Below are 21981 nucleotides of genomic sequence, written 5' to 3' on the forward strand. Positions count from 1 at the left end.
GTGCAATCACATGTAGGAAGTTTCGCCGCCCTTGGACAGGATTTGTCGCGTTCAGGCAACTCAGCAGGCGTACATCGCCAGTTTGCGCTGGATGAAGTCGAGGAAGCACTGGATGCGCAGGGCCAGTTGCGTGTTGCGGTAGTAAACAGCGTGGATCGGCTGGCGGTAGCCGTTGTTGGCAGCGCTCAGAATGACCTGCAGGCGGCCGGCGCGGATGTCCTCGTGGGTCATGAAGTGCGACAGGCTGACGATACCCTCCCCGGCCAGCGCCAACTGGCGCAGGGTCTCGCCGCTGGAGGCGATCAGCGCCGGGCGGATCGCCCAGCGGTCGCCCTGGGCATGGCGCAGCGGCCACTGGTTGAGTGACTCGGGCTGGCTGAAACCGAGCAGGCAGTGATGGTTCAGGTCTTCGACATGCTGCGGTGTACCGTGCCGCTCCAGGTATGCCGGACTTGCCAGTACCTGCACCGGGCTGCAGCCCAGCGAACGCGCGTGCAGGCTGGAGTCGGCCAGCTCACCGATGCGGATCGCCACGTCGGTGCTCTGCTCCAGCAGGTCGATGATCAGGTCATCGGTGTTCAGCTCCAACTCGATGTCGGGGTACTGGCTGCGAAATTCACCGATCCACGGCAAGATCGCGTGCAGCATGAACGGCGCTGCGGCGTTGATGCGCAGGCGCCCGGAAGGCGTCTGGCGGTTCATCGACAGGCGCTCTTCCATGTCATTCATCTGCTCGAGCACCAACCGTGAGCGTTCCAGGAAGAAGCGCCCTTCTTCGGTCAGGTCCATGCGCCGGGTGGTGCGATTGACCAGCGTAGTGCCCAGCTTTGCCTCCAGGCGCGACAATGTGCGGCTGACCGCCGAAGGGGTCTGCCCCAGTTGCTCGGCGGCAGCGGAAATCGAACCGCAGTCGATAACGGCGACGAATACCTGGAGTTCTTCGGATCGGGTTTTCACAGGATTGGCCTGACAATGATATGCCGTGATTGATAGCGGCTGATCGGCCTCTATGCAAGGGGGCGCGAAGCGGCCCTATTGAAAGGCACTTACTGAGCCATGCCGAACACTTTATTCAGATGCGCCTCATAAGCTTCCAATGCAGCCGGCACATCCGGGCGTTTCATCACATCGACTGCCAGATAGGTCGGCAGGCCGGTCATGCCAAGAAACTCATTGGCCTTGTGGAACGGGAAGTACACCGCATCCACCCCTTTGCCCTCAAAGAAATCGCTCGGGTCGTCGAAGGCCTGCTGCGGTGCGTTCCAGGTCAGCGACAGCATGTACTGCTTGCCCTGCACCAGGCCGCCGCTGCCGTACTTCTGCGAAGCATCCGAGCGAGTCCGGCCATCGTTGGCATAGAGGCTGCCGTGGCCTGCGGTGAAGACTTCGTCGATGTATTTTTTCACGGTCCAGGGTGCGCCCATCCACCAGCCCGGCATCTGGTAGATCACCACATCGGCCCAGAGGAATTTCTCCACCTCGGCCTGCACGTCGTAGCCAGCGTCGATGAAGGTTTGCTGCACGTCGAAACCGGCTCGGTCGAGATGAGCGAGGGCGGCCTCGTGCAGGGTCTGGTTAAGGCGACCTTCGGAGTGAGCGAACTGTTTACCGCCATTGAGCAGGAGAATCTTTTTCATGCTGACCTCAAGTCAAGAATCAATGGCCGGCAGATTAGCGATTCAGGGGCACGGGATACAGGGTGAGCGGGGCAAAATACAATTGACCATAAGTCACGAATACGAAGCTTATTATTGCCTTAGAATCGCTTCACCCTCCCCCAACGAGTTGTGATCAATGAGCGAGCAATACGCCTTCATTCTCAAGGCAAAGACCCGTCCGGAAATGGCCGACGCCTTCGATACCCTGTTCCGCGCTTACGTTGAACCGAGCCGCAATGAGCCTGGCTGCATCGAATACCACATGCTGCGCGACAAGGAAGACCCGAGCCTGTTCGTATTCTTCGAGGTGTGGGCCACCAAAGCAGCACTGGACGTGCATTCGGCCCTGCCGCATATGGTCGAGTTCTTCGAAAAACGTATGGACTACCTGGAGCGCGACTTCGATATACAGCTGATCGAAATGCTCAGTGCGTCCTCCGCTAGCCGTTGATCAGCAGATGGCCGCCCAGCGCGGCCAGGCCGATGAAGAAGCACCGTTTGAACAGCACGGCGCTGATGCGCTGACGCAACCACTGGCCAGCCAGCATGCCCAGCAGCGCGGGCGCCAGCATCAGCAATGAAGCGCCCAGTGCCTGGCTGCCCAGAGCGCCCTGCCCGACCAGACCCAGGGCCAGCGCCACGGTCGAGACGGTGAACGACAGGCCCAATGCCTGGATCATTTCGTCTCGGCTCAGGCCAAGGCTCTGCAGGTAGGGCACTGCGGGCATCACGAACACACCTGTGGCGGCAGTTACGATGCCGGTCACCACCCCGCACACTGGTCCCAACCACCCTTCCCTGCCCGGCGCCAGCCGCAGGCCAGGCCCGATCAGGCCATACACCGCATACACCAGCAGCGCCGCGCCCAACGCGTGCGCCGCCCATGGGCCACTGTTGATCCCCAGCCAGGCACTGCCGACCAGCGTGCCGATGAAGATCATGGCGAGCATCGGCCCAAGACGCCGCAGCAACGCCAGCAGATGGCCTCCCGCCGCCAGTTGCCAGAGATTGGTGATAGTCGATGGCACGATCAGCAGGGCGGCAGCCTGCGCCGGAGGCATAGCCAGGCCCAAAAGCCCCATCGCAATGGTCGGCAGGCCCAGGCCGATCACGCCTTTTACCGCGCCAGCCAGCACGAAAGTCACGATTACCAGCAGGGACAAGGCCGGCCCGATATGTTGATAGAAAGCGATCAGGTTATTCATGTCCACCATCATGGCGTACACCGCAGTGGCTGAAAATCTGCCATATACTCACCCTGACTCTCGCCAGGACAGAGGCTGATGCATTTCGACCTGATTGATCTCACGCTGTTCCGGCACACCCTGGAGTGCGGCAACATCACCGCCGGGGCCCGCAGCAGCCACCTGTCGCTGCCTGCTGCCAGTGCGCGAATCCGCGCCATGGAAGCCTCACTCGGTACTGCGTTGCTGGAACGTAACCGCCGCGGTGTGCAACCGACCCCGGCTGGCCAGGCGCTGCTTCAGCATGCGCGGTTGATCGGCCAGCAGGTCGAACGCCTGCAGTTCGAGCTGGGCCAGTACGCTCAGGGACAACAGGGCCAGGTACGCCTGCTGTGCAACACGGCGGCGCTGACCGAATACCTGCCGGAGCTGCTGGCCGGGTATCTGGCCGACAACCCTGGCGTGAGCGTCGACGTGCAGGAAATGCCGAGCCTGAGGATTGTGCAGTCGATCACCCAAGGCATGGCCGACCTGGGCATCATCTCCACCGCTGCGCCCAGCACGCACCTGCAAACCCTGCCGTTCCGAGACGACCCGCTAGCGCTGATCACACCGCAGGCTCACCCCCTCAGCTCGGAGCCTGCTCCAAGCTTCATCGACAGCCTTGCCCACGGGCATGTCGGGCTCGGTGCGAACAGCGCCCTGGCGTTGTATCTGGAGGAACAGGCCCTGCGCGAAGGTCGGCGCATGCGCGTACGGGTGCGCGCCGAGGGCTTTGACGGGGTGATCCGCATGGTTGCGGCTGGCGCCGGGGTTGGCGTGGTGCCGCTGGCAGCAGTGAAGCGCTGGGAAGGCCTGTTGCCGCTGCACTGGGTGGCGCTGCGCGAGGATTGGGCGAATCGCCGATTGCTGCTGTGCGCACGGGATTTTGCGGGGTTGCCGGGCTATGCGGCCGGGTTGGTCGAGCGGCTGGCAAAGGCCTGAATGCTCATCCCCCACGCGCATGCGCATAGCGCAGTCAGGCAGCTGAACGTCGAGCCCAGGCAACTGCGGCTCGGCCAATGGCCCTATGGTGTCGAGTCATTCAGCCAGTCACCAGGAGTTGTGCCATGTCCGATTTCATTACCGTCCTGCGCGAAACCTGCCCGACGCCGGTCGTGGACGCCACCAAGTGGAAGCGCATCGGCGGCGATCCACACACCGTCAACCTCAATGCCTACCTATCGGCCGACGGCAGCAAGATCATGGGCACCTGGATCTGCACCCCGGGCAAGTTCGAGGTCAACTACGAGAAGTGGGAGTTCTGCCACTTCCTCGATGGCTATTGCATCATCACTCCGGAAGGTGAAGAGCCCAAGCACCTGAAGGCGGGTGATGTGTTCGTGATCGAACCTGGAATGAAAGGGACTTGGGAAGTAGTTGAGACGGTACGCAAGTATTTCGTTTTCGCCTGATTTGTAACTCCAGCCCGGTCCCGGCCCTGTGGACAACTCGAAATCTCCCACAGGGCCACAGTTACATCCTCTGACATAAATTCTCAGTCTACCTTCAAGCTTTGTAGTCCTTTTCTGAATCGCATCGCTGCCTCCCATAACGTATTGCGCTCGTTTTTTTGCAGGCCTAGGCTGCACTCATGTGCCCATATCACCGGGCAGCATTACCCAGTAAAAATAATTGCCAGGGAGAGGTAAGCATGGCTTTTGATGCATACATTCAGATCGACACCATTCCAGGTGAAGCACTGGACGAGAAATACAAAAAATGGATTGAAGTAATTGGTTACGATTTTGGCGTCAGCCAAAGCACATCCGCCACTGCGAGCTCCGCCGGGGGCGCTACATCTGGGCGCACCACCGTAACCAACTTCACTTTCAGGAAATATCTCGACAGTGCCAGTTGCAAACTGATGGAGGCCAGTTGTACCGGGCAACACTTAAAGGAAGTGAAACTGGCGCTCTGTCGCGCCGGAGGCGATAAACTGAAATATTACGAAATCATTCTTGAAGAAGTGATTATCGCCGAATATTCGCAGTGCGTTGACACGGGCGTACCGCTGGAAGTGGTGCAGCTCAATTACGGCCGCATCAAGACCACCTACACTCAGCAGCGGCGCCTTGATGGCGCCGGCGGCGGCAATGTCGCTGGAGGTTGGGACCGTATCGGTAACAAAAAGTACGCGTGAGGGCAGCACCGTGTCAGAAGCCCGAGCATTTCTCAATTTTAAGTTGCAAAACTATCACCGGCTCAAAACGGACCTTGGATTAACCGGTCATTCGCTGGAAAAGTTCGATGTGCTCATCGCTCATATTGCCGATACAGTGGTTCGTAGCGGTGAACTGGTGATCATCGGCGACCCCACGACAGCCTCCTGTACCAGCCAGGAAGCCTGGATGATGAGGCAGGCCGCAGTTGTGCACATGGGGCTGATGCGCAACGGCCAGGGTGTGGATAATTTTTTCTTGGACAACTTCGAAATCCTGAAAAGCCTGATTGCGCATGCCTCCATGGGGGCTGGGGTGGTCAGCGAGGGTTGGAGTAAACACCTGAAGGCCATCGAGGCCACCTTGATGGATATCGAGAAGCTGCATCAGCAATATCTCGGATCAGGAAAGGCATCGGCGCGTGATCAGTTTTACACCAAGCGCGCGGCCTTGTTCATGAGGCTGGAGGAACAGTTGGGCAAGTTGACTGCATACGGTTCCGGCCTTAAAAACAAGCGGTCGATCAAAAGGACGCTGGGGATATCCACGAAGAGTTACTTGCATACGGGCGAGATTGCAGGTTATGCCAATAAGGTCGCAGGTGTAGCCAAAGCATCCAACCTGATAAAAAAAGGTGCCTACATTGGTGTAGCTCTAGAAGTCGCAGGAACAGGACTGGAGATTCACAAGGCGTGTACACTTGGGCGTGAAGATGATTGTAAAAGAGCGAGGTATGTTGAAGGAGGCTCACTAATCGGGGGGCTCGCAGGAGGCGCCGCCGGGGGCTATGTGGCTGGAACAATTTTAGCGCCTGCTTTATGCGCCGCGATCGGGTTTTCAACAGCGGGCACAGGAGGACTGCTATGTGCTGTAGTGATCGGAGGCGCTGGGGCTAAGATTGGAGGTGAGATTGGAGAGGAGAGGGGTGAACTCTACGGCGAACTCCTATATCGGAAGTTTTCAAAGTGAAAAATTTCGACCATGGCTTTATCGCCGCCATCATTATCAACCTGATCATCATCACACTGACAGTCCAGTGCTTCATTGCCTCACGACGCACTGAGCACTTTGAGTCTCTGTTCCCTAATAGCCATTACATCAAACAAAACAAAGAAACTTACAAGCGCGCCGGATTAATAGGAAAACTCATGCGCACCGGCGCTATCTCAACAGTACTTACGCTTCCGTCAATATTTACAAAGAGAAATCTAGTTGAACAAAAGGAAATCGAAAAATTCCCAAAGCGAACCAAAATATTACTCGTAACTCTTTGGACATTACACATAACTCTCTTTACCGCCCTTGCAACATCTCACTATTTATAACTTGACCTCACGCCCCACCAGTTCATTGCAGCATGTGTAAAATTCAAATATCGCAGCAGCTTAAAAAAATCGCGGAGCAAGCGCCCTTCCCTCTGGTGCGCAGTTACAGAGGGAAGGCCGCCCGGCCCGCGATGAAGTCCACCTCGCTCGTCAATCCTTCTTGCGGTACCCCTCGACAATCGCCGAGAAATCTTTGCCACCCTCACCCCGAAGGCTCATTGCCTGATAGAGCTGCTGGGCCACAGCACCGAGAATCACTGGCTGGTGCGCCTGACGCGCAGCCTCGGTAGCCAGCCCCAGGTCCTTGAGCATCAACTCGGCGCCAAACCCGCCGGTATAGCCGCGTGATGCCGGGGCGGTTTCGATGATGCCCGGCCACGGGTTGTAGGTGTCGGAACTCCAGCAACGCCCGGTCGAGCTGTTGATGATGCCTGCCAGCACCTTGGTATCGATGCCCAGCGCATTGCCTAGCGCCATGGCCTCGGACACGCCGATCATCGAGATGCCCAGCAGCAGGTTGTTGCAGATCTTGGCGATCTGCCCGGTGCCGACCTCGCCGCAGTGCACGATGTTGCGGCCCATCTGCTCCAGCACCGGCTTGAGCGTGGCGAACAGTTCAGTGCTGGCGCCGACCATGAAGGTCAGTGTGCCGGCCGCCGCGCCGCCGGTGCCGCCAGAAACCGGCGCATCGCCCATGTCCACGCCTTTGGCCGCGGCGGCCTTGGACACCTCGCGCGCAGTCTGCGGATCAATGGTGCTGCAGTCCACGGTCGGTGTGCCCGGGCGCACGCCCGCCAGCACGCCGTCGTCGTTCAGGTAGACACTGCGCACATGGGCTGCGGCCGGCAGCATGGTGATCACCAGTTCGCTGCTGGCTGCCGCTTCCTTGGGCGAGGCGCTGACCTGCCCGCCCAGTTCGGCGAGCTCGGCCAGTACGGTCTTGTTCAGGTCGAACAGGTTCAGCTGGTGCCCGGCCTTGATCAGGTTGCGGGCCATGGGGGCACCCATGTTGCCCAGGCCGATGAATGCGATACGCATGGCGATCTCCTTAGCGCAGGCTGATGGTGGTGTTCACACCGTCATTGACGCTGTCGTCATCGAACCAGCGGGCGGTAACGGTCTTGGTCTGAGTGTAGAACTGCACCACCTGCTTGCCGTACGGGCCAAGGTCACCGAGCTTGGAGCCACGCGAACCGGTGAAGCTGAAGAACGGCACCGGTACCGGGATCGGAATATTGATACCGACCTGGCCGATGTCGATTTCGCTCTGGAACTTGCGCGCCGCCGCGCCGCTCTGGGTGAACAGGCCGGTGCCGTTGCCGAACGGGTTGGCATTGACCAGGGCGATGGCCTCGTCGAGGGTGTCGACTTCCAGGGTCACCAGTACGGGGCCGAAAATTTCCTGGGTGTAAACCTGCATGTCGGTCTTCACCCCGGAGAACAGCGTCGGGCCGACAAAGTTGCCTTGCTCGTAGCCCGGCACTTTCACGTCGCGGCCGTCGAGTTCGAGCTTGGCGCCCTCCTTGATACCGCTCTCGATCAGGCCTAGTACGCGCTCCTTGGCGCGCTTGGAGACCACCGGGCCGACATCGGTGCCTGGCTCACTACCGGCGTTGACCTTGAGCTTGCTGGCCGCGTCCTTGATGTCCGGCAGCCATTCACGCGCCTTGCCCACCAGCACCGCCACCGAGGTGGCCATGCAGCGCTGACCCGCGGCGCCGAAGGCGGCACCGACAAGGGCGTTGATGGTCTGGGTGCGGTTGGCATCGGGCAGGACCACGGCGTGGTTCTTCGCGCCCATCATCGACTGCACGCGCTTGCCGTGCTGGCTACCCAGGTTATACACATGGGTGCCGACTTCGGTGGAACCGACGAAGGAAATAGCCTTGATATCCTTGTGTGTGCAGATCGCATCCACCACCTGCTTACCGCCGTGCACCACGTTCAGCACACCGGCCGGCACGCCGGCTTCCAGCGCCAGCTCCACCAGCATCATGGTCGACAGCGGGTCCTGCTCGGACGGCTTGAGCACGAAGGTGTTACCGCAGACGATGGCCATCGGGAACATCCACAGAGGGATCATCGCCGGGAAGTTGAACGGGGTGATGCCGGCGCACACGCCGATGGGTTGGCGCAGTGTGTAGGTGTCGACACCCCCGGCGACGTTTTCGGCGAACTCGCCCATCTGCAGGGTGCCGATGGAGGCGGCGTGCTCGACCACTTCCAGGCCGCGGAAAATATCACCTTCGGCATCGGCAATGGTCTTGCCCTGCTCGGCGCTCAGGGTCAGGGCAATGCGCTTGCTGTGTTCGCGGATCAACGCCTGCAGCTTGAGCATGATGCGCATGCGTGCGCCGATCGGGGTGTCGCGCCAGGTTTTGAAGGCGCGCTCGGCAGCGGCCACGGCGGCATCCACTTCTTCGACGGTGGCGAACGGCACCCGCGCCAGCACCTGCTGGGTGGCCGGGTTGACGATATCGCGCCATTCGGTGGTTTTCGACTCGACCCACTGGCCGTCGATCAGCAGCTTGACCTGCTCGACCTTGGTCTGGTCGGGGGATTGGGGTGCGTTCATCTGCGTTCTCCTTGGAATTATTGTCAGGACGAGATCGCCAGCGCCGTGTAAACGCGAGGTGGCGTCATGGGGCTTTTTTCGAGTATAGATGTGCAAACATCCAACAAGAACGCACAAAAAAACCGGATCAACATGCAAAAAGATCTCACCTCCCTGAGCGCGCTCAACTGGGACGACCTGAAGTTTTTCCTCGAAGTGGCCCGCACCCGCAAGGCCAGCAGCGCCGCCAAACGCCTGAGCGTGGACTACACCACGGTGTCGCGGCGCATCAGCTCGCTGGAGGGGGCGCTGGGCACGTTGCTGTTCGAAAAATCGCGGACCAACGGCTTTGTCCTCACCGCCGAGGGCCAGCGCTTGCTGGGTTATGCCGAGTCGATCGAAAGCACGCTGCACATGGCCTGCGAGCAGGTGTCCGGGTCGGGCGTGGCATTGTCGGGCCATGTTCGCATGGGCTGTACCGAAGGCTTCGGCAGCTTTTTCGTTACCCCACAGTTGAGCCATTTCGTCGATGCCTACCCGGCGATATCAGTGGATATCCTGCCGCTGCCACACTTCATCAGCCTCTCCAAACGCGAGGCGGACATCGTCATCGCCCTGGAGCGGCCCGAGCATGGGCCTTATGTGTGCTGCAAGCTGTGCGACTATCGGCTGAGGCTGTATGCGACCCAGGATTACCTGGACGACCATGCGCCGATCAACCAGGTCAGCGACCTGATTGGCCATCCGTTCATCAGCTATGTGGATGACCTGGCGTTCAGCTCAGAGCTGCTGTACCTGGCCAACCTGATTCCCAACGCCAGCGCGCATCTTCGCAGTACCAGCGTGATTGCACAGTACACGGCGGCGTTGCAGGGGCGAGGGTTGGCGATCTTGCCGTGTTTTCTGGCGGCGCAGGATGCGCGATTGGTCACGGTGTTGCCTGAGGAGATCGAGGTGACGCGGCAATTCTGGATGTATTGCCGGGAGGATTTGCGCAAGTTGAAGCGCATTACCCTGCTGTGGGATTACATTCGTGGGGTGACGGAGGCGAATGCGCCTTTGTTGATGGGGCAAACGCGCGAGATGCGTTTCGCTCAGGAGTAATGCCGCTGCCGTGCAGCCCATCGCCGGCAAGCCGGCCACAGCTACACCACAGCTACAAAGGCAGTGGAAAACGTGTGGGAGACGGCTTGCCGGCGATGAATGCAACGCAGATCTCAGTAAGACGCCACCACAATCGATACCCGCCGGTTCTCGGTACGCCCGAGGCTGGTGCGGTTATCCGCTACCGGCTGGGTGCTGCCCAACCCTCGGGTTTGAATGTTCTGCGTCGGCATGCCGATACCGATCAACACCTTGGCCACACTGTGCGCCCGCCGCTCTGACAGCTGCTGGTTGTACGCCGCCTTGCCGGACGCATCAGCATGGCCATCGACCCGCACGCCCTGAATGCCAACGCCCAGCAACGCCTTGCCGATACGTTCGACAATCGCCTGGCTCTGGCCGTTGAGGCTGTCTACGTCGCTGCCGAACAGCACCTTGCCCGACAGATCGAACGCCCAGCCCTCATCGGTGGGGGCAAAACCCTCGCGTTTGAGCACGGCAACCTGTTCGGCTGTCAGCCCTTTCTGGGGCGTGCTCTGGCAGCCGGTGAGCGCCAGCAAAGCCAGCAGCAAGGCGATGATGGGAAAACGCAAACGCTGTATCACGGTTCAGCTCCTGTTCTTTATTTCAGCGGCGGACCGTTCCGTCTGCGCCGCTTGCCACTGGCCACGGCGCATGCGCTTGGCCTGGTACATCGCCGCATCAGCGGCGTCGAGGAGGGTGGCGGGGTCGTCGCCATCCTCCGGGTAATAGGCAATACCTACGCTGAGCGAGGTTGTGATGCTGCTCCCACTGTCGAGCTGAATCGGCAGCGCCATGCTGGTAATGATCTTGTCAGCTATGCGTTCAGCATCTGTGCGCGACTGCAGCGGCGTCAGCAGCACGGCGAATTCATCACCCCCAAGGCGCGCCACCAGGTCATGCTCACGCAGTTGCGCACGCACGCGGTCGGCAACGTTGATCAGCACTTGGTCCCCAACAGCGTGGCCGAGGTTGTCATTGATCTGCTTGAAGTGGTCACTGTCGAGGAACAACAGCGCCATATGGTCCTGCTGCCGGGCGGCATTGCGCACGCTGCGGTTGAGGCGGCCCTCGAAGAAAGCACGGTTGTGCAGGCCGGTGAGGCTGTCATGACTGGCCTGGTGGGCCAAGGTGGCGTTTTCGTTCTGCAGGTGGCTGTGCCAGATTTCCAGTTCGTCCAGCAAGGCATTGAAGTCATTGCCCAGTTCATTGAGTTCGGCAATCGGCGCTTGCGGCACACGGCGGTCGAAGCTGCGCTCGCGACGTGCGGCGTGGGCGACGCTGGCCAGGCTACGCAGAGGGCGGACGATATCGCCAAACATGCGCCGGGACAGATACTGGGCTGCAAAAGCGCTGAGGGCTGTACAAAACAGGATGCCGCCCAGGCCGCTGAGCAGGAACACCAGCAGGCTGCGGCCTTGGCCGATCAGTTCGATGTGCCCGACCTTCTGTTGCTGGTGCATGATCGGCAGGTTGATGGGCTCATTCAGCAAGGCCCTTGCCACTTGCGCTTCCAAGTGCGCGAGCATGCCGTCGTCGTTGCGCTGCCAATGCGCCAATTGCTCACCGTCATTGTTGAAAACCTTGGCATCGGCCACCTCTTCGGTTCTGGCAATCAGCTCCAAGGCCTCGTTGGCCGCGCCACTGTCGTCGAACACCACGGCGGCTTCGACGGTGTAATTGATCGAGCGGGCGATCAAGTGCAAGTTGTGGTTGGCGTACACACGCAAGGCAAGCACACCCAGCACGGTCAGTGAGATACCGGCAAGGCCGACGGCCAGCACGGCGACGCTGAGGTGACCCCGGCTCAGGACCGAGCGCAGGGTCGGGCGAACGCCCCTTTTTTTTCTGCTTACCCTCATGGTTGCACCGCCCGGCGCCGCGACAACTGCAGCACACTGGGGTGGATACGCACGCCCGAGCGTGCCACAGAGTCGAGGTTGACCTCGAATGCAACTTGCTGGTCGCTGACCCGCAGGCAGAACAGGCTACCGACCGTGCACGGGTCGTCGGCTTCACTGATGCTCAATACCGGGTGGCCACTGATGGCCTGGAACAGCAGATCGCGCTCGCCTTGGTCGAGTTTGCCGATGTACACAGCGTCACACGCTTGGGCGACCTCCAGGTCATCAGCAAGCAGGCGGCGCACTTGCAGCGGTTGGCCGGAGTTCTGCAGGTTGCCTTTGATAAGGTCGTCGGTGTACTCCGTGGGACCGATAAGGCACAGGCGCAGCGGCACCGGTTCGACTGGCCAGCGTGCGTAGCTGAGGATACCCAATACAACCTGAGTCACGGCCTCGGCCCGCTGCTGGGCTTGGGCAGCAGTGGCCGGATCATCCGCATGGACAGGGCCGGCCAATAGCACCAAAACGGTCAGCAACCGCGAAAGCGCACCGCCAGTCACACGTCTCCCGACCACTGTCATGTGGGAAATCTCTCAAGTCCCTTCAGATGTTGGCGCAACGATAGCACAACGCCGTCATTGCGGTGGGAGCGCCCTTTCACGGCACACGGCAGTTCCTACAGCAGTGCATCACACCTGTTCGAGCATCAACCCGGAGATACGCCGTACCTTGCGTGCGACCGCTTCTTCGAAGATGCCCTGCCGTGGTTCGACCAGGCTGAAGCAATGCTTGGCCCGGGTAATACCGGTGTATATCAGCTCCTTGGTCAGCACCGGGTTGAGCGCATCCGGCAGTACCAGCGCGGTGTGGCTGAACTCAGAGCCTTGGGACTTGTGAACGGTCATGGCGAACACCGTTTCCACCTCGTTGAGCCGGCTGGGCAGCACGAAACGCACCCCGCCACTGCCGTCGTTGCGTGGGAAGGCCACGCGCAGCAGCGGCTCGCCCTGCTCGTCCGGCAAGCGCAGGGCGATGCCGATGTCACCGTTCATCAGGCCCAGGCCGTAGTCGTTACGCGTCACTAGGACCGGGCGCCCTTCGTACCAGGGCTGCTGGCTGTCGATCAACCCGGCGCTGTGCAGCACTCGCGCCACCCGCTCGTTGAGGCCTTCAACCCCCCAGGCGCCCTTGCGCACCGCGCACAGCAACTGGAAGTCCTCAAAGCTGCGCAGCACCTTGCCAGCCCACTGCTCCCATTGCGGATCGTCAAAGGCACTGCCAAGCGCTGGACGATAGCGGCCAATGGTACGCAAATAGCTACGATAGCCTTGTGGCCCCTCAGCGCCACGGTTCAGACCGTCCAGTATCAGCCGATCGAAGGCACGGTCGTGCTCGCCGCGCAGGGCCAGGCCGAATACATCGGCCGGTGGCCTGGTCAACAGGTCGCGGGCCGCCTGGGCTTGCTGGCGGTTGACCAGCCGCGCCAGCTGGCCGATGCCGCTGCCTTCGCCAAAGCGCCGGGAAAAACGCAGCATCACCACCTGCTGGGCCAATGGATTGCGTTGCGCGTCGCCGGCCTTCAGGCCACTGTCGGCCAGCGACTGACCGCCAATCTGCTCCAGCCATGCCTGGGTAGCGGGTGAGTAGCAGCCCTCTTCGGCATCCCGGCACAGGTCGCCCAGCACCGCGCCCGCCTCGACCGAGGCCAGCTGGTCCTTGTCCCCCAGCAGGATCAACCGGGCTTTGGGTGGCAAGGCATTGAGCAGGTTGGCCATCATTTCGAGGTCGATCATCGACGCTTCATCCACCACCAGCACATCCAGCGGCAGCGGGTTGCCTGCATGGTGGCGGAAGTGCCGCGACCCCGGACGGCTGCCGAGCAGCCGGTGCACGGTGCTGACATCGGTTGGAATCTGCCCGCGGACATCCGCACTCATCTGCAAGCGCTCGACCTGCTGACCAATGGATTCGGTCAGGCGTGCTGCAGCCTTGCCGGTGGGCGCTGCGAGGCGAATGCGCAGCGGCCTGCCCTGCTCTACCGCAGGAGCCTGCAGCAAGGCCAGCAGGCGCACCACCGTGGTGGTCTTGCCGGTGCCCGGCCCCCCGGTGATGATGCTGAAGCCGGCGCGGGTGGCCAGGGCGCAAGCCAGTTTCTGCCAATCCACCTGGCCTGGCAGAGCACCTTCGTCGAACAGCTGCGCCAGGCGCGCGGGCAGGTCTTTTGGGGGAGCCTCGTCCTGGCTCAGGCGCTGGCGCAGGGTTTCGTCGATCTGCCGCTCATAACTCCAGTAGCGGCGCAGGTAGAGGCGCTCGCCGCTGATCACCAATGGCCGTGAGTGCTGGCCCGAGGTATTGCCAACAGCAACCAGGGGGCTGGCAGCAATCCGCTGGCGCCAGGTGTGCAGGTCGAGGTTGGCGAGCAATTGCGAGGGCAGCAGCAAGGGGCCAGCCAGGGCATCACCTTCCGGTGGCAACGACAGGGCGAAATCCGGCTCGGCAAGGGTTTGCTGCAGGTCCAGGCAGACATGCCCATGGCCCAGTTGATGGCTGGCCAACGCAGCGGCCAGCAGCAAGAGCGGATCGCTCCCGGGGGCGCGCTCTTCCAGAAAGGACACGAATGCCCGGTCCAAGGCCCGCAACCAGCCACGCTCAACCCAGCGGTCGAGCAGTTGCAGCAGGTCTGCGCTGTTGCGTTGTGGCGCCAGCCTCAGCAAGTGCTCTGCGTTCAGTGGGGTAGGCAAGAGGTCATCAAGGGTGCGGCTCATGGCGCAGCTCCGGCGAACAGGTCCTGTTGTTGAGGCGCGTGAACGCCACGGAACAACGCATCGAGTGCCTCGATCAACTCACGTGGCGGCTTGACGAAGTAAACGCCGTGGCCGCTGCTGCTGGCCGCACGCAAGAAGATGAACAGCGCGCCGCCCACATGCCGGTCGTAATCGTATTCGGGCAGCCGTGCACGCAGCTGGCGATGCAGGGCCAGCAGATAAAGCACATATTGCAGATCGTAGCGGTGCTCAAGGATCGCCTTTTCCATGGCTAGCGTGTCATAGGCCTGGATATCCGGGCCAAGCCAGTTGGACTTGTAATCGGCTACGAAGTAGCGGCCATCGAGCTCGAACGCCAGGTCGATAAAGCCTTTGAACATGCCGTTGAGCAGTGTCGGCTGAGCAGCGGGGCGAGCTGCGCCTGGATGGGTGTGGCGGGCGACCAACCGGTCCAGTTGCTCGGCATCGACCTGATGGCTGGCGAACCAGAACTCCATTTCTATCTGATAGTGCTGCAACTGCGCCAACGTCAGGCTCATGTCACGGGCCGGCAGTGGCTCGTTCAGCAGTTGCTGCAACCATTGGCTAAGTGTCGGGATCCAGCCGGTCCAGTCGCGCCGGTTGCAGCGCTGGCCGACGGTGCGCTCGATCAGTTTGGGGTTGGCAGCGACCTCGGCGAAGCCTTCGCGGCCGGCCCACTCAAGCAAACCATGGAGGAAGGTGCCGGGGTTCGGCCCGCGCGGGAAGCGGTGAATGTCGCCGCTGTCGGCGGGCACCTCACGGGGCAGTTGAGCATCGCCCCCCTCATCGTCGAGCAACTGCTGTGCCTGGGAACTGTCGGCACCCAGTGTCTGTTCCCCCACCCGCAAGGCGCTGTAGGACGCGATCCACCAATGCTCCGCCGCAGTTCGACGAGGCTTGCGTGCAGGCAGCAGCTCGCGTTCGGCATGGGGCGAGCGGTAGCGCTCTTCATCTGCCTCTGGCAGGCCGGGGCAGGCAATGTGCGGGCAGCCTGCCAGCAAGTTCTGCAACCAGTCCGTCAGTTGTGCCGAGCCCTGCAATTGCACACCGCCGCCAAGCAGATAGCCGAGCGCGGAACGGTGCAACTGCGAGCTTTTCTGGTTACCGCGCTTGAGGTCGGCGACGCCCAGCCAGCATGCGTGCTGGGCACGTGTGAGGGCCACGTAGAGCAGGCGCAGGTCTTCAGCGAGGCGTTCATCATCGGCCAGGGTAATCTGCGCCGGGTCGGGGGTGAGGGTCAGTTGCGCATTCCCTTGGCTGTCGTGCCAGGCCAGCGGCAGGCGGCTACCGTCGACCGGTTTGCTGGTGCAGATGAACGGCAGGTAGACCAAGGGGTATTCCAGGCCCTTGGACTTGTGGATCGTCACGACCTTGACCAGCTGTTCATCACTCTCAAGGCGAAGGATCTGGTCTTCACCAGCCTGGCCGGCGTTGGCCAGGTGCTCGGCCAGATGGCGGATCAGCGCTTGTTCGCCATCCAGTTCACCCGCCGCTTGCTGCAGCAGCTCGGCCAGGTGCAGCAGGTTGGTCAACACCCGCTCGCCATCGCTGCGGGCAATTAGCCTACGCGGCAACTGGAAATCATGCAGCAGGTGCCGCAACATCGGCAGTACGCCCTGGCGCTGCCAGGTGTCGCGGTAGCGGCGAAAACGCATTACCCAGTCTTCCCAGACCCGCTCGTCCTGGTTCAACTGGTCCAGCTCGGCCAGCGACAGCTCCAGGGTCAGGCTGGCCAAGGCGGCCTTGAGCAGGCGCTCGGAGTCCGGCTCGGCGCAGGCCTTGAGCCAGGCCAGCAGGTCAAGCGCTTCCTGGGCGGCGAAGACCGAGTCCTTGTCGGAGAGGTACACGCTGCGAACGTCACGGGAGGCAAGCTCGCTTCGGACCAACTGCGCCTCATGGCCGTCACGTACGAGAATGGCGATGTCAGAGGGCAGGCAGGGGCGCAGTTCACCGTCAACCTTGCTGAAGCCGCTCAGGCCGCGCTGCGCACTGTTGAGCAGGGCGACGATGTGGCTGGCGCAACTGGCCGCCAGTTGCTGCCGGTACAGTGTGCTGGAGACGGGTTCGTCGCTTTCCAATTGCCAGCACTGCAGTGCCGCGATGGCTTGGCCGTCGATCAGCAGGCGTTCGCTGCGACCCTTGGCGCGGACTTCGATGAACGGCAACGGGTTGTCATCGTTTTCGCGGAACAGGAAGGCGCCCCGCCCTTGATCACGGGCTTCAGCCTGCAGGAACACCTGGTTGACAGCGGCCACCATTGCCTCGCTGGAACGGTAGTTGGTGTCCAGGCTGTGCAGCCTCCCAGCGGTGGCGCGCCGTGCGGACAGGTAGGTGTAAATGTCGGCGCCACGGAAGGCATAGATGGCCTGCTTGGGGTCGCCAATCATGAACAGGCCGGTTTCCTCACGATTTTCGCTGATGCGGTAGATACGTTCGAAAATGCCGTATTGAACCGGGTCGGTATCCTGGAATTCGTCGATCAGGGCTACCGGGAACTGTTCGCGAATCAGCCCTGCCAATCTCTCGCCGGCTTCACTGGCCAACGCATGTTGCAGGCGCAGCAGCATGTCATCGAAACCCATTTCAGCGCGGCGGCGCTTTTCCACCTCGAAGCGCGCCGAAACCCAGGCGGCGGCGTGCTCAAGCAGGCGTGCATCAGGGCTTGCCAGAGCCTGCAGCTGTTGTGGCAGGTCTTGCATGGCATGAAGGGCCGGGTGATCTGGAGGCTCACCGGCCTTCCAGGCTTCAGCCATGCCTGCTGGGGTCAGGCGAGTGAAGCCAGTCCCAAGGTCAAGTTCCACTGTCTGCTCATCTGCAGCCCAGGCGCGTAACTTGTCGAACCAGGGTTCGAAGAACCGCGCCTGCAGTTTGCGCCCGTCGGCCAGCTTAGCGGCGACGGCGTCCCGGCAGATCTGTTGCAGCTGCTCGGCCCATTGCACCCATGGGGCTTTAAGTTGGTACAGCTGATCGGCGCGCTGCTGCAGTGCTGCATCGATCAGCGCTTGCGGTTCTTGCTCATCCTGCTGCGCACGCAAGCGACCAAACAGGGGGCGGATCCTGGGCAACAGTGCATCGGGGCTGCCCCAATGGCTACGAACCCAGCCTAAGGCCTCGCCGTGCATGCCGTAGCAGAAACGACGCCAATAGTCGCGCATGACCTGGCCAAGCAGGTCGCTGTGGTCGGTTTCCAGGCTCTGGGTGAAAAGGCTGCCGCTGTCGAAGGCGTGCTCGCGAAGCATACGCTGGCACCAGCCATGAATGGTCGAGACTGCCGCTTCATCCATCCACTGTACGGCGATCTCCAGGCGGTTGGCGCAGCGGGGCCAGTGCTCCTGTGGGTAATCGTCACGTAGCTGGTGCAGCAGCGGGTCGGCTTCCTGCAGCTCGCCGCGAAAGAAGCGTGCGGCTTCGGCCAGGCGCGCGCGAATACGCTCGCGCAATTCCTTGGTGGCCGCATCAGTAAAAGTCACCACGAGGATCTGCGGTGGCAGCAACTCGCGGCCAAAAGCTTGCTCGCCGCCATGACCGAGGATCAGCCGCAGGTAAAGCGCTGAAATCGTGAACGTCTTGCCGGTACCGGCACTGGCTTCGATCAGTTGGCTGCCGTGCAGGGGGAAACTCAGTGCCAGGGGACGGACCTGGGTCATGCGCCACTCTCCGGGTTGCCCAGCGTCTGCCAGGCTGCGCTGAATAACGGGCGGTACAGGGTTTCGCACCAGCCTTCAAAGGTTTCGTCGGCACTGAGTGCGGCGAAGTCACGGAACTGTCGGGCCAGGGCCGGGCTTTCGCTGCGCTCACCGAAACTGGTGCGGCCATCACCTTCGTAAGCACGGGCCGCTGCGGCGAGGGCTTTGTCAGGATCGTCCTGGGCCAGCCAGGCGAACGCTGTCTTGGCGGCAACCGGCAGCGGCGCATTCATTGCGGCCTGGCGTGACACCAGCAGATGGCCGAGCTGCTCGGCAGCTTCGTGTTGTGGCAGTGGCGCGAGCAGCAGAGTGATGTCGCTGGCCAACAGGGCGCTATGCAGCGGATAGCCTTCGGCGCACGCCGCCAGGTGCATGACCCAGCTGGCGATCAACCGGTGCCACTTGAGGCTGTTACGCCCGGCGCTGATGGTGTTGGGCACCGTGGTGATGCTCAACAGGCTTTGGTCGTCGGCCTGATACACCCGGCCAAGCCAACCCTCCAGGCGATGGCTGCCATGCTCGAAATGGATCGGCAGTGCGCCCTCGACCAAAGCGGGCCAGCGCTGCAGCAAGTGGCGATGGCGTTGCAGCAGGTCGGGCAGCGGCTGAATCAGCTCTGCCTGCAAAAGCTCGCCGAACCCGGCCAAGGGCAGCATCCCGCATGCCTGCAGCCGGCGCGCCTGGGCTTGCAGCGCCTGCTCGGCGTTATCGGGGGCGGCCAGCGCCGCCCCGAGCAGGCTTTCGCTGGCGCTGTAGCGCTGCAAGGCGTCGAGGACGAACGGCTCCTCATCCGGCGTCGGCGCCTCCAGCGCCTCGAAGAACACTTTCAGGCGCTGGCTGAAGAAGTGTCGCACCGGATGACGTAGAAAGTCCTGCAGTTGCGTAAGGGCCAGGGCTTCATCGCTGCTGTAGAGCGGCAGGCCAACATCCGCCTGTTTAGCCCCATCGCAGACTTGGTGCAGCAACTGCCATTCATGGGCATAACTGAACAACGCGCTGCCTTTCTGGAAATAGCGCGGGCTGAAGGGCTGCAGTGGATGCTCTTGAGTCAACGCATGCAACAACTGCTCGCCCGCTTGCTGGCTGTCGCCGCTACCGGCCAGTCGCCAACCTGCAGCCAGGTGATCGCGCAGTTGGCCTATGAGTACGGATGCCGGGCGCTCGCTATTATCGCGGATGCTCCGGCCGACCCAGCTGATGTACAGCTGATCGCGCGCGGACAACAACGCTTCGAGCAGCAGGTAACGGTCATCCTCCCGGCGCGAGCGATCGCCGGGGCGGTAGTCACTGGCCATCAGGTCGAAGTCCAGCGGCTGCTGGGCGCGCGGGTAATCGCCGTCATTCATGCCCAGCAGGCAGACCACCCGGAACGGGATGGCACGCATCGGCATGAGGGTGCAGAAGTTTACTGAACCTGCAAGAAAACGCTGGGACAGCTTGCCCTGATCCAGGCCCGACAACCACGCCTCGCGTATGACCGTGAGGGGCAGCAAGTCCTGTAAGCCTACGGTCTCGCACACCTCCAGCCAGCTATCGCGCAGCTCCTGCAGTTGCATGAGCAGGAATTCGTCATGCTCGCCTTCTGCGAGGAAAAACACCTGCAACAGCGCGTTCAGTCGCTCGCCCCACTGGGCAGCAGTGGCTGGCTGAGAGAGGACATGGTTGGCCACATCGAGAGCGTCGAGCAAGGCCACCAACGGGCCGATCAGCGCAGCATCCAGGCCGCCGATTTCGTCGTAGGGTTCGATACCGTCACAGCCTTCACCCATACCGACGGCATAACCCAACAACATACGCCTTAGGCCGAACCTCCAGCTGTTCTGCTCCAGGCCTTCGGGCAGGCCCAGGGTCGCTCGCTGCTCGGCATTCAGCCCCCAACGTATACCGGCACCTTCGATCCAGCGGTGCAGCGTGGGCAGGTCGCTTTCGCGAATCCCGAAACGTCCTCGCACAGCCGGTACGTCCAGGAGATCGAGCACTTCGCTGACGGCGAAACGGCTGTCTGGCAGCTTGAGCAGATGCTCAAGGGCAATCAACAATGGATCACGCCCGCGCTGGCCCTGATCGGTCAGGGTGAAAGGTATGTAACGCGGGTCGTTGCGCTGTAACTGGCCGAAAACGGCACGGATATGCGGTGCATAGTTGTCGATTGCCGGGAGCATGACGATGACGTCGCGCGGGCGCAGGGTGGGGTCGGCACTGAAGCGGGCCAACAACTGGTCGTGCAGGATCTCAACTTCGCGCTGTGGACTGTGGGCGATGTGGAAGCGAACGGAGCGGTCTTTTGCCAGATCGACCTCAGGCCACAGCTCACGGGTTTCGGTAAGCGGGCGCAGCTCGAGGATATCGTCCTGCAGCTGATTGAGCAGTGTTGCGGGCTCGGTTTCGCTGAACAGGTCGATGCGCCCATCGCTGAATGCACCTTGGTAGCTGCCTGGGTCGTCATAACTGTCGAGCAGGTTGATGTAGTCGCGGCCCTGCTTGCCCCAGGCGGCCAGCAAGGGGTGGGCGTGCTGATGCAAGGACTCGTCATCCAGTTGCACGGGCATGCCCTGCTTACGCTGTTGGCGCTTGTACTGGTGGCGTAGCAGGTCCTTGTCGGCAACGATGTCCGACCAGTGATGTCGGCAAGGGTTGTGCACACACAACAATACCTGGCTGAACCGCGCAAGGCCTGCCAGTGCTTCCAACGCTTGGGCAGGCAGAGATGAGATACCGAATACGATTACCCGTGAAGGCAGACCCGCAGGGGGTTGCTCAAGGTTGTTGATACATTCGGTGAATCGCTGGTGCACTCCTGCACGGCTCTGGGCCATGCCTTGTTCACCTACATCCTCGAGCAAGGCCCGCCACAGCTCGGCCTGCCAGCGGTTGCCAGGAGCCAGGGGCTTGCGTTCGCCACGGGCCGTATTGAGAACGTGCTGCCCGGCAGCCCAGTCCTTCAGCCAGTCGGCGCGATAGACCTGATACTGGTCGAACAGGTCAGCCAAGCGCTCTGCCAGCTGATAGCGTTTGCGCAGATCACCGTCGTCAGTGAGAAAGCGCCGCAACGGTTCGAAATGCGGGCGTTCGATCAGCGCTGGCAGCAAACGCATGAGTCGCCAGGTCAGCGGGGCCTTGTCGAGCAGAGAAACCTCTGGAATCTCGTCCCCGCCGAGGACTTTTCTGTACAGCTGCCACATGAAGCTGCCCGGCAACTGCACTTCGATGGCAGCAGCGATCCCACAACCGCCCTGGTCATCTGCGAGCGGGTCCTCGGCCAAAGCCAGCTTGAGCCACTGGGCGATGCCGTTGCTTTGTACCAGGGCGATTTCGTTTTCCAGGGGGGCCAGCGGATAGCGCCGCATCCAGCTCACCACCAGGCTGCGCAAGTCGTCCAGGCGGTTGCCATGCACGATCATGAAGCCGGGATGGAGTGAAGTCGGATTGGCCATTGATGGTTCTCTGGAAGGCAGTTCAGGCTGATGGGGAACGATATCACGGCTAGCCGCCGAGTCCGGGCTCTGTAAAAGCCAGAAAAGACAAAACCCCTACCTGCTTACGCAGATAGGGGTTTTGCGAAATGAATCTTGACGATGACCTACTCTCACATGGGGAAACCCCACACTACCATCGGCG

18 protein-coding genes are annotated in these 21981 nt (G+C 61.6%); 7 read left to right on the forward strand and 11 right to left on the reverse strand.

All coding sequences use genetic code 11. The annotated features are described in order from the left end of the window. Positions 1 to 60 precede the first annotated feature (60 nt). Positions 61 to 957, reverse strand: coding sequence for a LysR family transcriptional regulator (locus ACW4TB_RS17950; protein WP_279931917.1), 897 nt, complete (start codon positions 955 to 957; stop codon positions 61 to 63). An 89-nt stretch (positions 958 to 1046) separates the two neighbouring features. Then, positions 1047 to 1637 (reverse strand): NAD(P)H-dependent oxidoreductase, encoded by a 591-nt coding sequence (locus ACW4TB_RS17955; RefSeq protein ID WP_012312704.1) that lies wholly within the window; start codon positions 1635 to 1637, stop codon positions 1047 to 1049. A 157-nt stretch (positions 1638 to 1794) separates the two neighbouring features. Here ACW4TB_RS17955 and ACW4TB_RS17960 point away from each other — a divergent pair, with 157 nt between their 5' ends. Further along, positions 1795 to 2109, forward strand: a complete 315-nt coding sequence (locus ACW4TB_RS17960; RefSeq protein ID WP_012312703.1) for a putative quinol monooxygenase — start codon at positions 1795 to 1797, stop codon at positions 2107 to 2109. On the opposite strand, the gene ACW4TB_RS17965 is transcribed toward ACW4TB_RS17960, so the two are convergent. After that, positions 2099 to 2863 carry a sulfite exporter TauE/SafE family protein gene (locus ACW4TB_RS17965; protein ID WP_042111151.1) on the reverse strand — a complete coding sequence of 255 codons (765 nt, stop codon included), beginning with the start codon at positions 2861 to 2863 and terminating at the stop codon, positions 2099 to 2101. The two genes, ACW4TB_RS17960 and ACW4TB_RS17965, sit on opposite strands and share 11 nt — an antisense overlap. Before the next feature lie 78 nt (positions 2864 to 2941). Here ACW4TB_RS17965 and ACW4TB_RS17970 point away from each other — a divergent pair, with 78 nt between their 5' ends. The 5 genes from ACW4TB_RS17970 (at position 2942) to ACW4TB_RS17990 (ending at position 6368) form a co-directional block, all read left to right on the forward strand. Beyond that, entirely contained in the window at positions 2942 to 3826 is an 885-nt protein-coding gene (locus tag ACW4TB_RS17970; RefSeq protein ID WP_279931921.1) for a LysR family transcriptional regulator, read from the forward strand. A gap of 125 nt (positions 3827 to 3951) precedes the next feature. Next, a complete protein-coding gene (locus tag ACW4TB_RS17975) occupies positions 3952 to 4296 on the forward strand; it encodes a cupin domain-containing protein (RefSeq protein WP_003258412.1) in 345 nt (114 codons plus the stop codon). 239 nt (positions 4297 to 4535) lie between these two features. Further along, complete coding sequence (locus tag ACW4TB_RS17980) at positions 4536 to 5024, forward strand: Hcp family type VI secretion system effector (protein WP_012312700.1); 489 nt, start codon at positions 4536 to 4538, stop codon at positions 5022 to 5024. After that, a complete protein-coding gene (locus ACW4TB_RS17985) occupies positions 4978 to 6012 on the forward strand; it encodes a hypothetical protein (protein WP_455843034.1) in 1035 nt (344 codons plus the stop codon). Before ACW4TB_RS17980 ends, ACW4TB_RS17985 begins: the two co-directional genes overlap by 47 nt. Further along, entirely contained in the window at positions 6009 to 6368 is a 360-nt protein-coding gene (locus ACW4TB_RS17990; RefSeq protein WP_279931923.1) for a hypothetical protein, read from the forward strand. The genes ACW4TB_RS17985 and ACW4TB_RS17990 overlap by 4 nt, the downstream gene beginning before the upstream one ends. A 150-nt stretch (positions 6369 to 6518) precedes the next feature. Here the strand turns inward: ACW4TB_RS17990 and mmsB are convergent, their stop codons facing one another. Beyond that, on the reverse strand, positions 6519 to 7406 hold the full coding sequence (mmsB, locus tag ACW4TB_RS17995; protein WP_279931925.1) for a 3-hydroxyisobutyrate dehydrogenase: 888 nt from the start codon (positions 7404 to 7406) through the stop codon (positions 6519 to 6521). A 10-nt stretch (positions 7407 to 7416) separates the two neighbouring features. Further along, positions 7417 to 8943 carry a CoA-acylating methylmalonate-semialdehyde dehydrogenase gene (locus tag ACW4TB_RS18000; protein ID WP_279931927.1) on the reverse strand — a complete coding sequence of 509 codons (1527 nt, stop codon included), beginning with the start codon at positions 8941 to 8943 and terminating at the stop codon, positions 7417 to 7419. A gap of 132 nt (positions 8944 to 9075) precedes the next feature. On the opposite strand from ACW4TB_RS18000, the gene ACW4TB_RS18005 reads away from it, so the two are divergent. Beyond that, on the forward strand, positions 9076 to 10026 hold the full coding sequence (locus tag ACW4TB_RS18005) for a LysR family transcriptional regulator (protein WP_042111148.1): 951 nt from the start codon (positions 9076 to 9078) through the stop codon (positions 10024 to 10026). Between the two features lie 113 nt (positions 10027 to 10139). Here ACW4TB_RS18005 and ACW4TB_RS18010 read toward each other — a convergent pair whose 3' ends face one another. From ACW4TB_RS18010 to recC, 6 genes are all read right to left on the reverse strand, one after another. Then, positions 10140 to 10631, reverse strand: a complete 492-nt coding sequence (locus ACW4TB_RS18010) for an OmpA family protein (protein WP_012312695.1) — start codon at positions 10629 to 10631, stop codon at positions 10140 to 10142. A gap of 3 nt (positions 10632 to 10634) precedes the next feature. Beyond that, positions 10635 to 11909: a diguanylate cyclase domain-containing protein gene (locus ACW4TB_RS18015; protein WP_279931931.1), complete on the reverse strand. Its 1275-nt coding sequence runs from the start codon at positions 11907 to 11909 to the stop codon at positions 10635 to 10637. Next, positions 11906 to 12472: a YfiR family protein gene (locus ACW4TB_RS18020; RefSeq protein WP_042111146.1), complete on the reverse strand. Its 567-nt coding sequence runs from the start codon at positions 12470 to 12472 to the stop codon at positions 11906 to 11908. The genes ACW4TB_RS18015 and ACW4TB_RS18020 overlap by 4 nt, the downstream gene beginning before the upstream one ends. Before the next feature lie 108 nt (positions 12473 to 12580). Then, complete coding sequence (gene recD / locus ACW4TB_RS18025) at positions 12581 to 14656, reverse strand: exodeoxyribonuclease V subunit alpha (RefSeq protein ID WP_254467136.1); 2076 nt, start codon at positions 14654 to 14656, stop codon at positions 12581 to 12583. Continuing rightward, the gene (recB, locus tag ACW4TB_RS18030) at positions 14653 to 18324 is read right to left on the reverse strand and encodes an exodeoxyribonuclease V subunit beta (protein ID WP_279931935.1); all 3672 of its coding nucleotides are present in this window, start codon (positions 18322 to 18324) and stop codon (positions 14653 to 14655) included. The genes recD and recB overlap by 4 nt, the downstream gene beginning before the upstream one ends. Continuing rightward, positions 18321 to 21797 (reverse strand): exodeoxyribonuclease V subunit gamma, encoded by a 3477-nt coding sequence (gene recC / locus ACW4TB_RS18035; protein WP_455828433.1) that lies wholly within the window; start codon positions 21795 to 21797, stop codon positions 18321 to 18323. The genes recB and recC overlap by 4 nt, the downstream gene beginning before the upstream one ends. Positions 21798 to 21981 lie beyond the last annotated feature (184 nt).

It is taken from the genome of Lelliottia jeotgali (genome assembly GCF_977070485.1).

Excerpts from the sequence above, each read along its gene's own strand:
- ACW4TB_RS17955 (WP_012312704.1), bottom strand. The coding sequence starts at position 1,637 with ATGAAAAAGATTCTCCTGCTCAATGGCGGTAAACAGTTCGCTCACTCC.
- ACW4TB_RS17960 (WP_012312703.1), top strand. The coding sequence starts at position 1,795 with ATGAGCGAGCAATACGCCTTCATTCTCAAGGCAAAGACCCGTCCGGAA.
- ACW4TB_RS17965 (WP_042111151.1), bottom strand. The coding sequence starts at position 2,863 with ATGAATAACCTGATCGCTTTCTATCAACATATCGGGCCGGCCTTGTCC.
- ACW4TB_RS17970 (WP_279931921.1), top strand. The coding sequence starts at position 2,942 with ATGCATTTCGACCTGATTGATCTCACGCTGTTCCGGCACACCCTGGAG.
- ACW4TB_RS17975 (WP_003258412.1), top strand. The coding sequence starts at position 3,952 with ATGTCCGATTTCATTACCGTCCTGCGCGAAACCTGCCCGACGCCGGTC.
- ACW4TB_RS17980 (WP_012312700.1), top strand. The coding sequence starts at position 4,536 with ATGGCTTTTGATGCATACATTCAGATCGACACCATTCCAGGTGAAGCA.
- ACW4TB_RS17985 (WP_455843034.1), top strand. The coding sequence starts at position 4,978 with ATGTCGCTGGAGGTTGGGACCGTATCGGTAACAAAAAGTACGCGTGAG.
- mmsB (WP_279931925.1), bottom strand. The coding sequence starts at position 7,406 with ATGCGTATCGCATTCATCGGCCTGGGCAACATGGGTGCCCCCATGGCC.
- ACW4TB_RS18000 (WP_279931927.1), bottom strand. The coding sequence starts at position 8,943 with ATGAACGCACCCCAATCCCCCGACCAGACCAAGGTCGAGCAGGTCAAG.
- ACW4TB_RS18005 (WP_042111148.1), top strand. The coding sequence starts at position 9,076 with ATGCAAAAAGATCTCACCTCCCTGAGCGCGCTCAACTGGGACGACCTG.
- ACW4TB_RS18015 (WP_279931931.1), bottom strand. The coding sequence starts at position 11,909 with ATGAGGGTAAGCAGAAAAAAAAGGGGCGTTCGCCCGACCCTGCGCTCG.
- ACW4TB_RS18020 (WP_042111146.1), bottom strand. The coding sequence starts at position 12,472 with ATGACAGTGGTCGGGAGACGTGTGACTGGCGGTGCGCTTTCGCGGTTG.
- recD (WP_254467136.1), bottom strand. The coding sequence starts at position 14,656 with ATGAGCCGCACCCTTGATGACCTCTTGCCTACCCCACTGAACGCAGAG.
- recB (WP_279931935.1), bottom strand. The coding sequence starts at position 18,324 with ATGACCCAGGTCCGTCCCCTGGCACTGAGTTTCCCCCTGCACGGCAGC.
- recC (WP_455828433.1), bottom strand. The coding sequence starts at position 21,797 with ATGGCCAATCCGACTTCACTCCATCCCGGCTTCATGATCGTGCATGGC.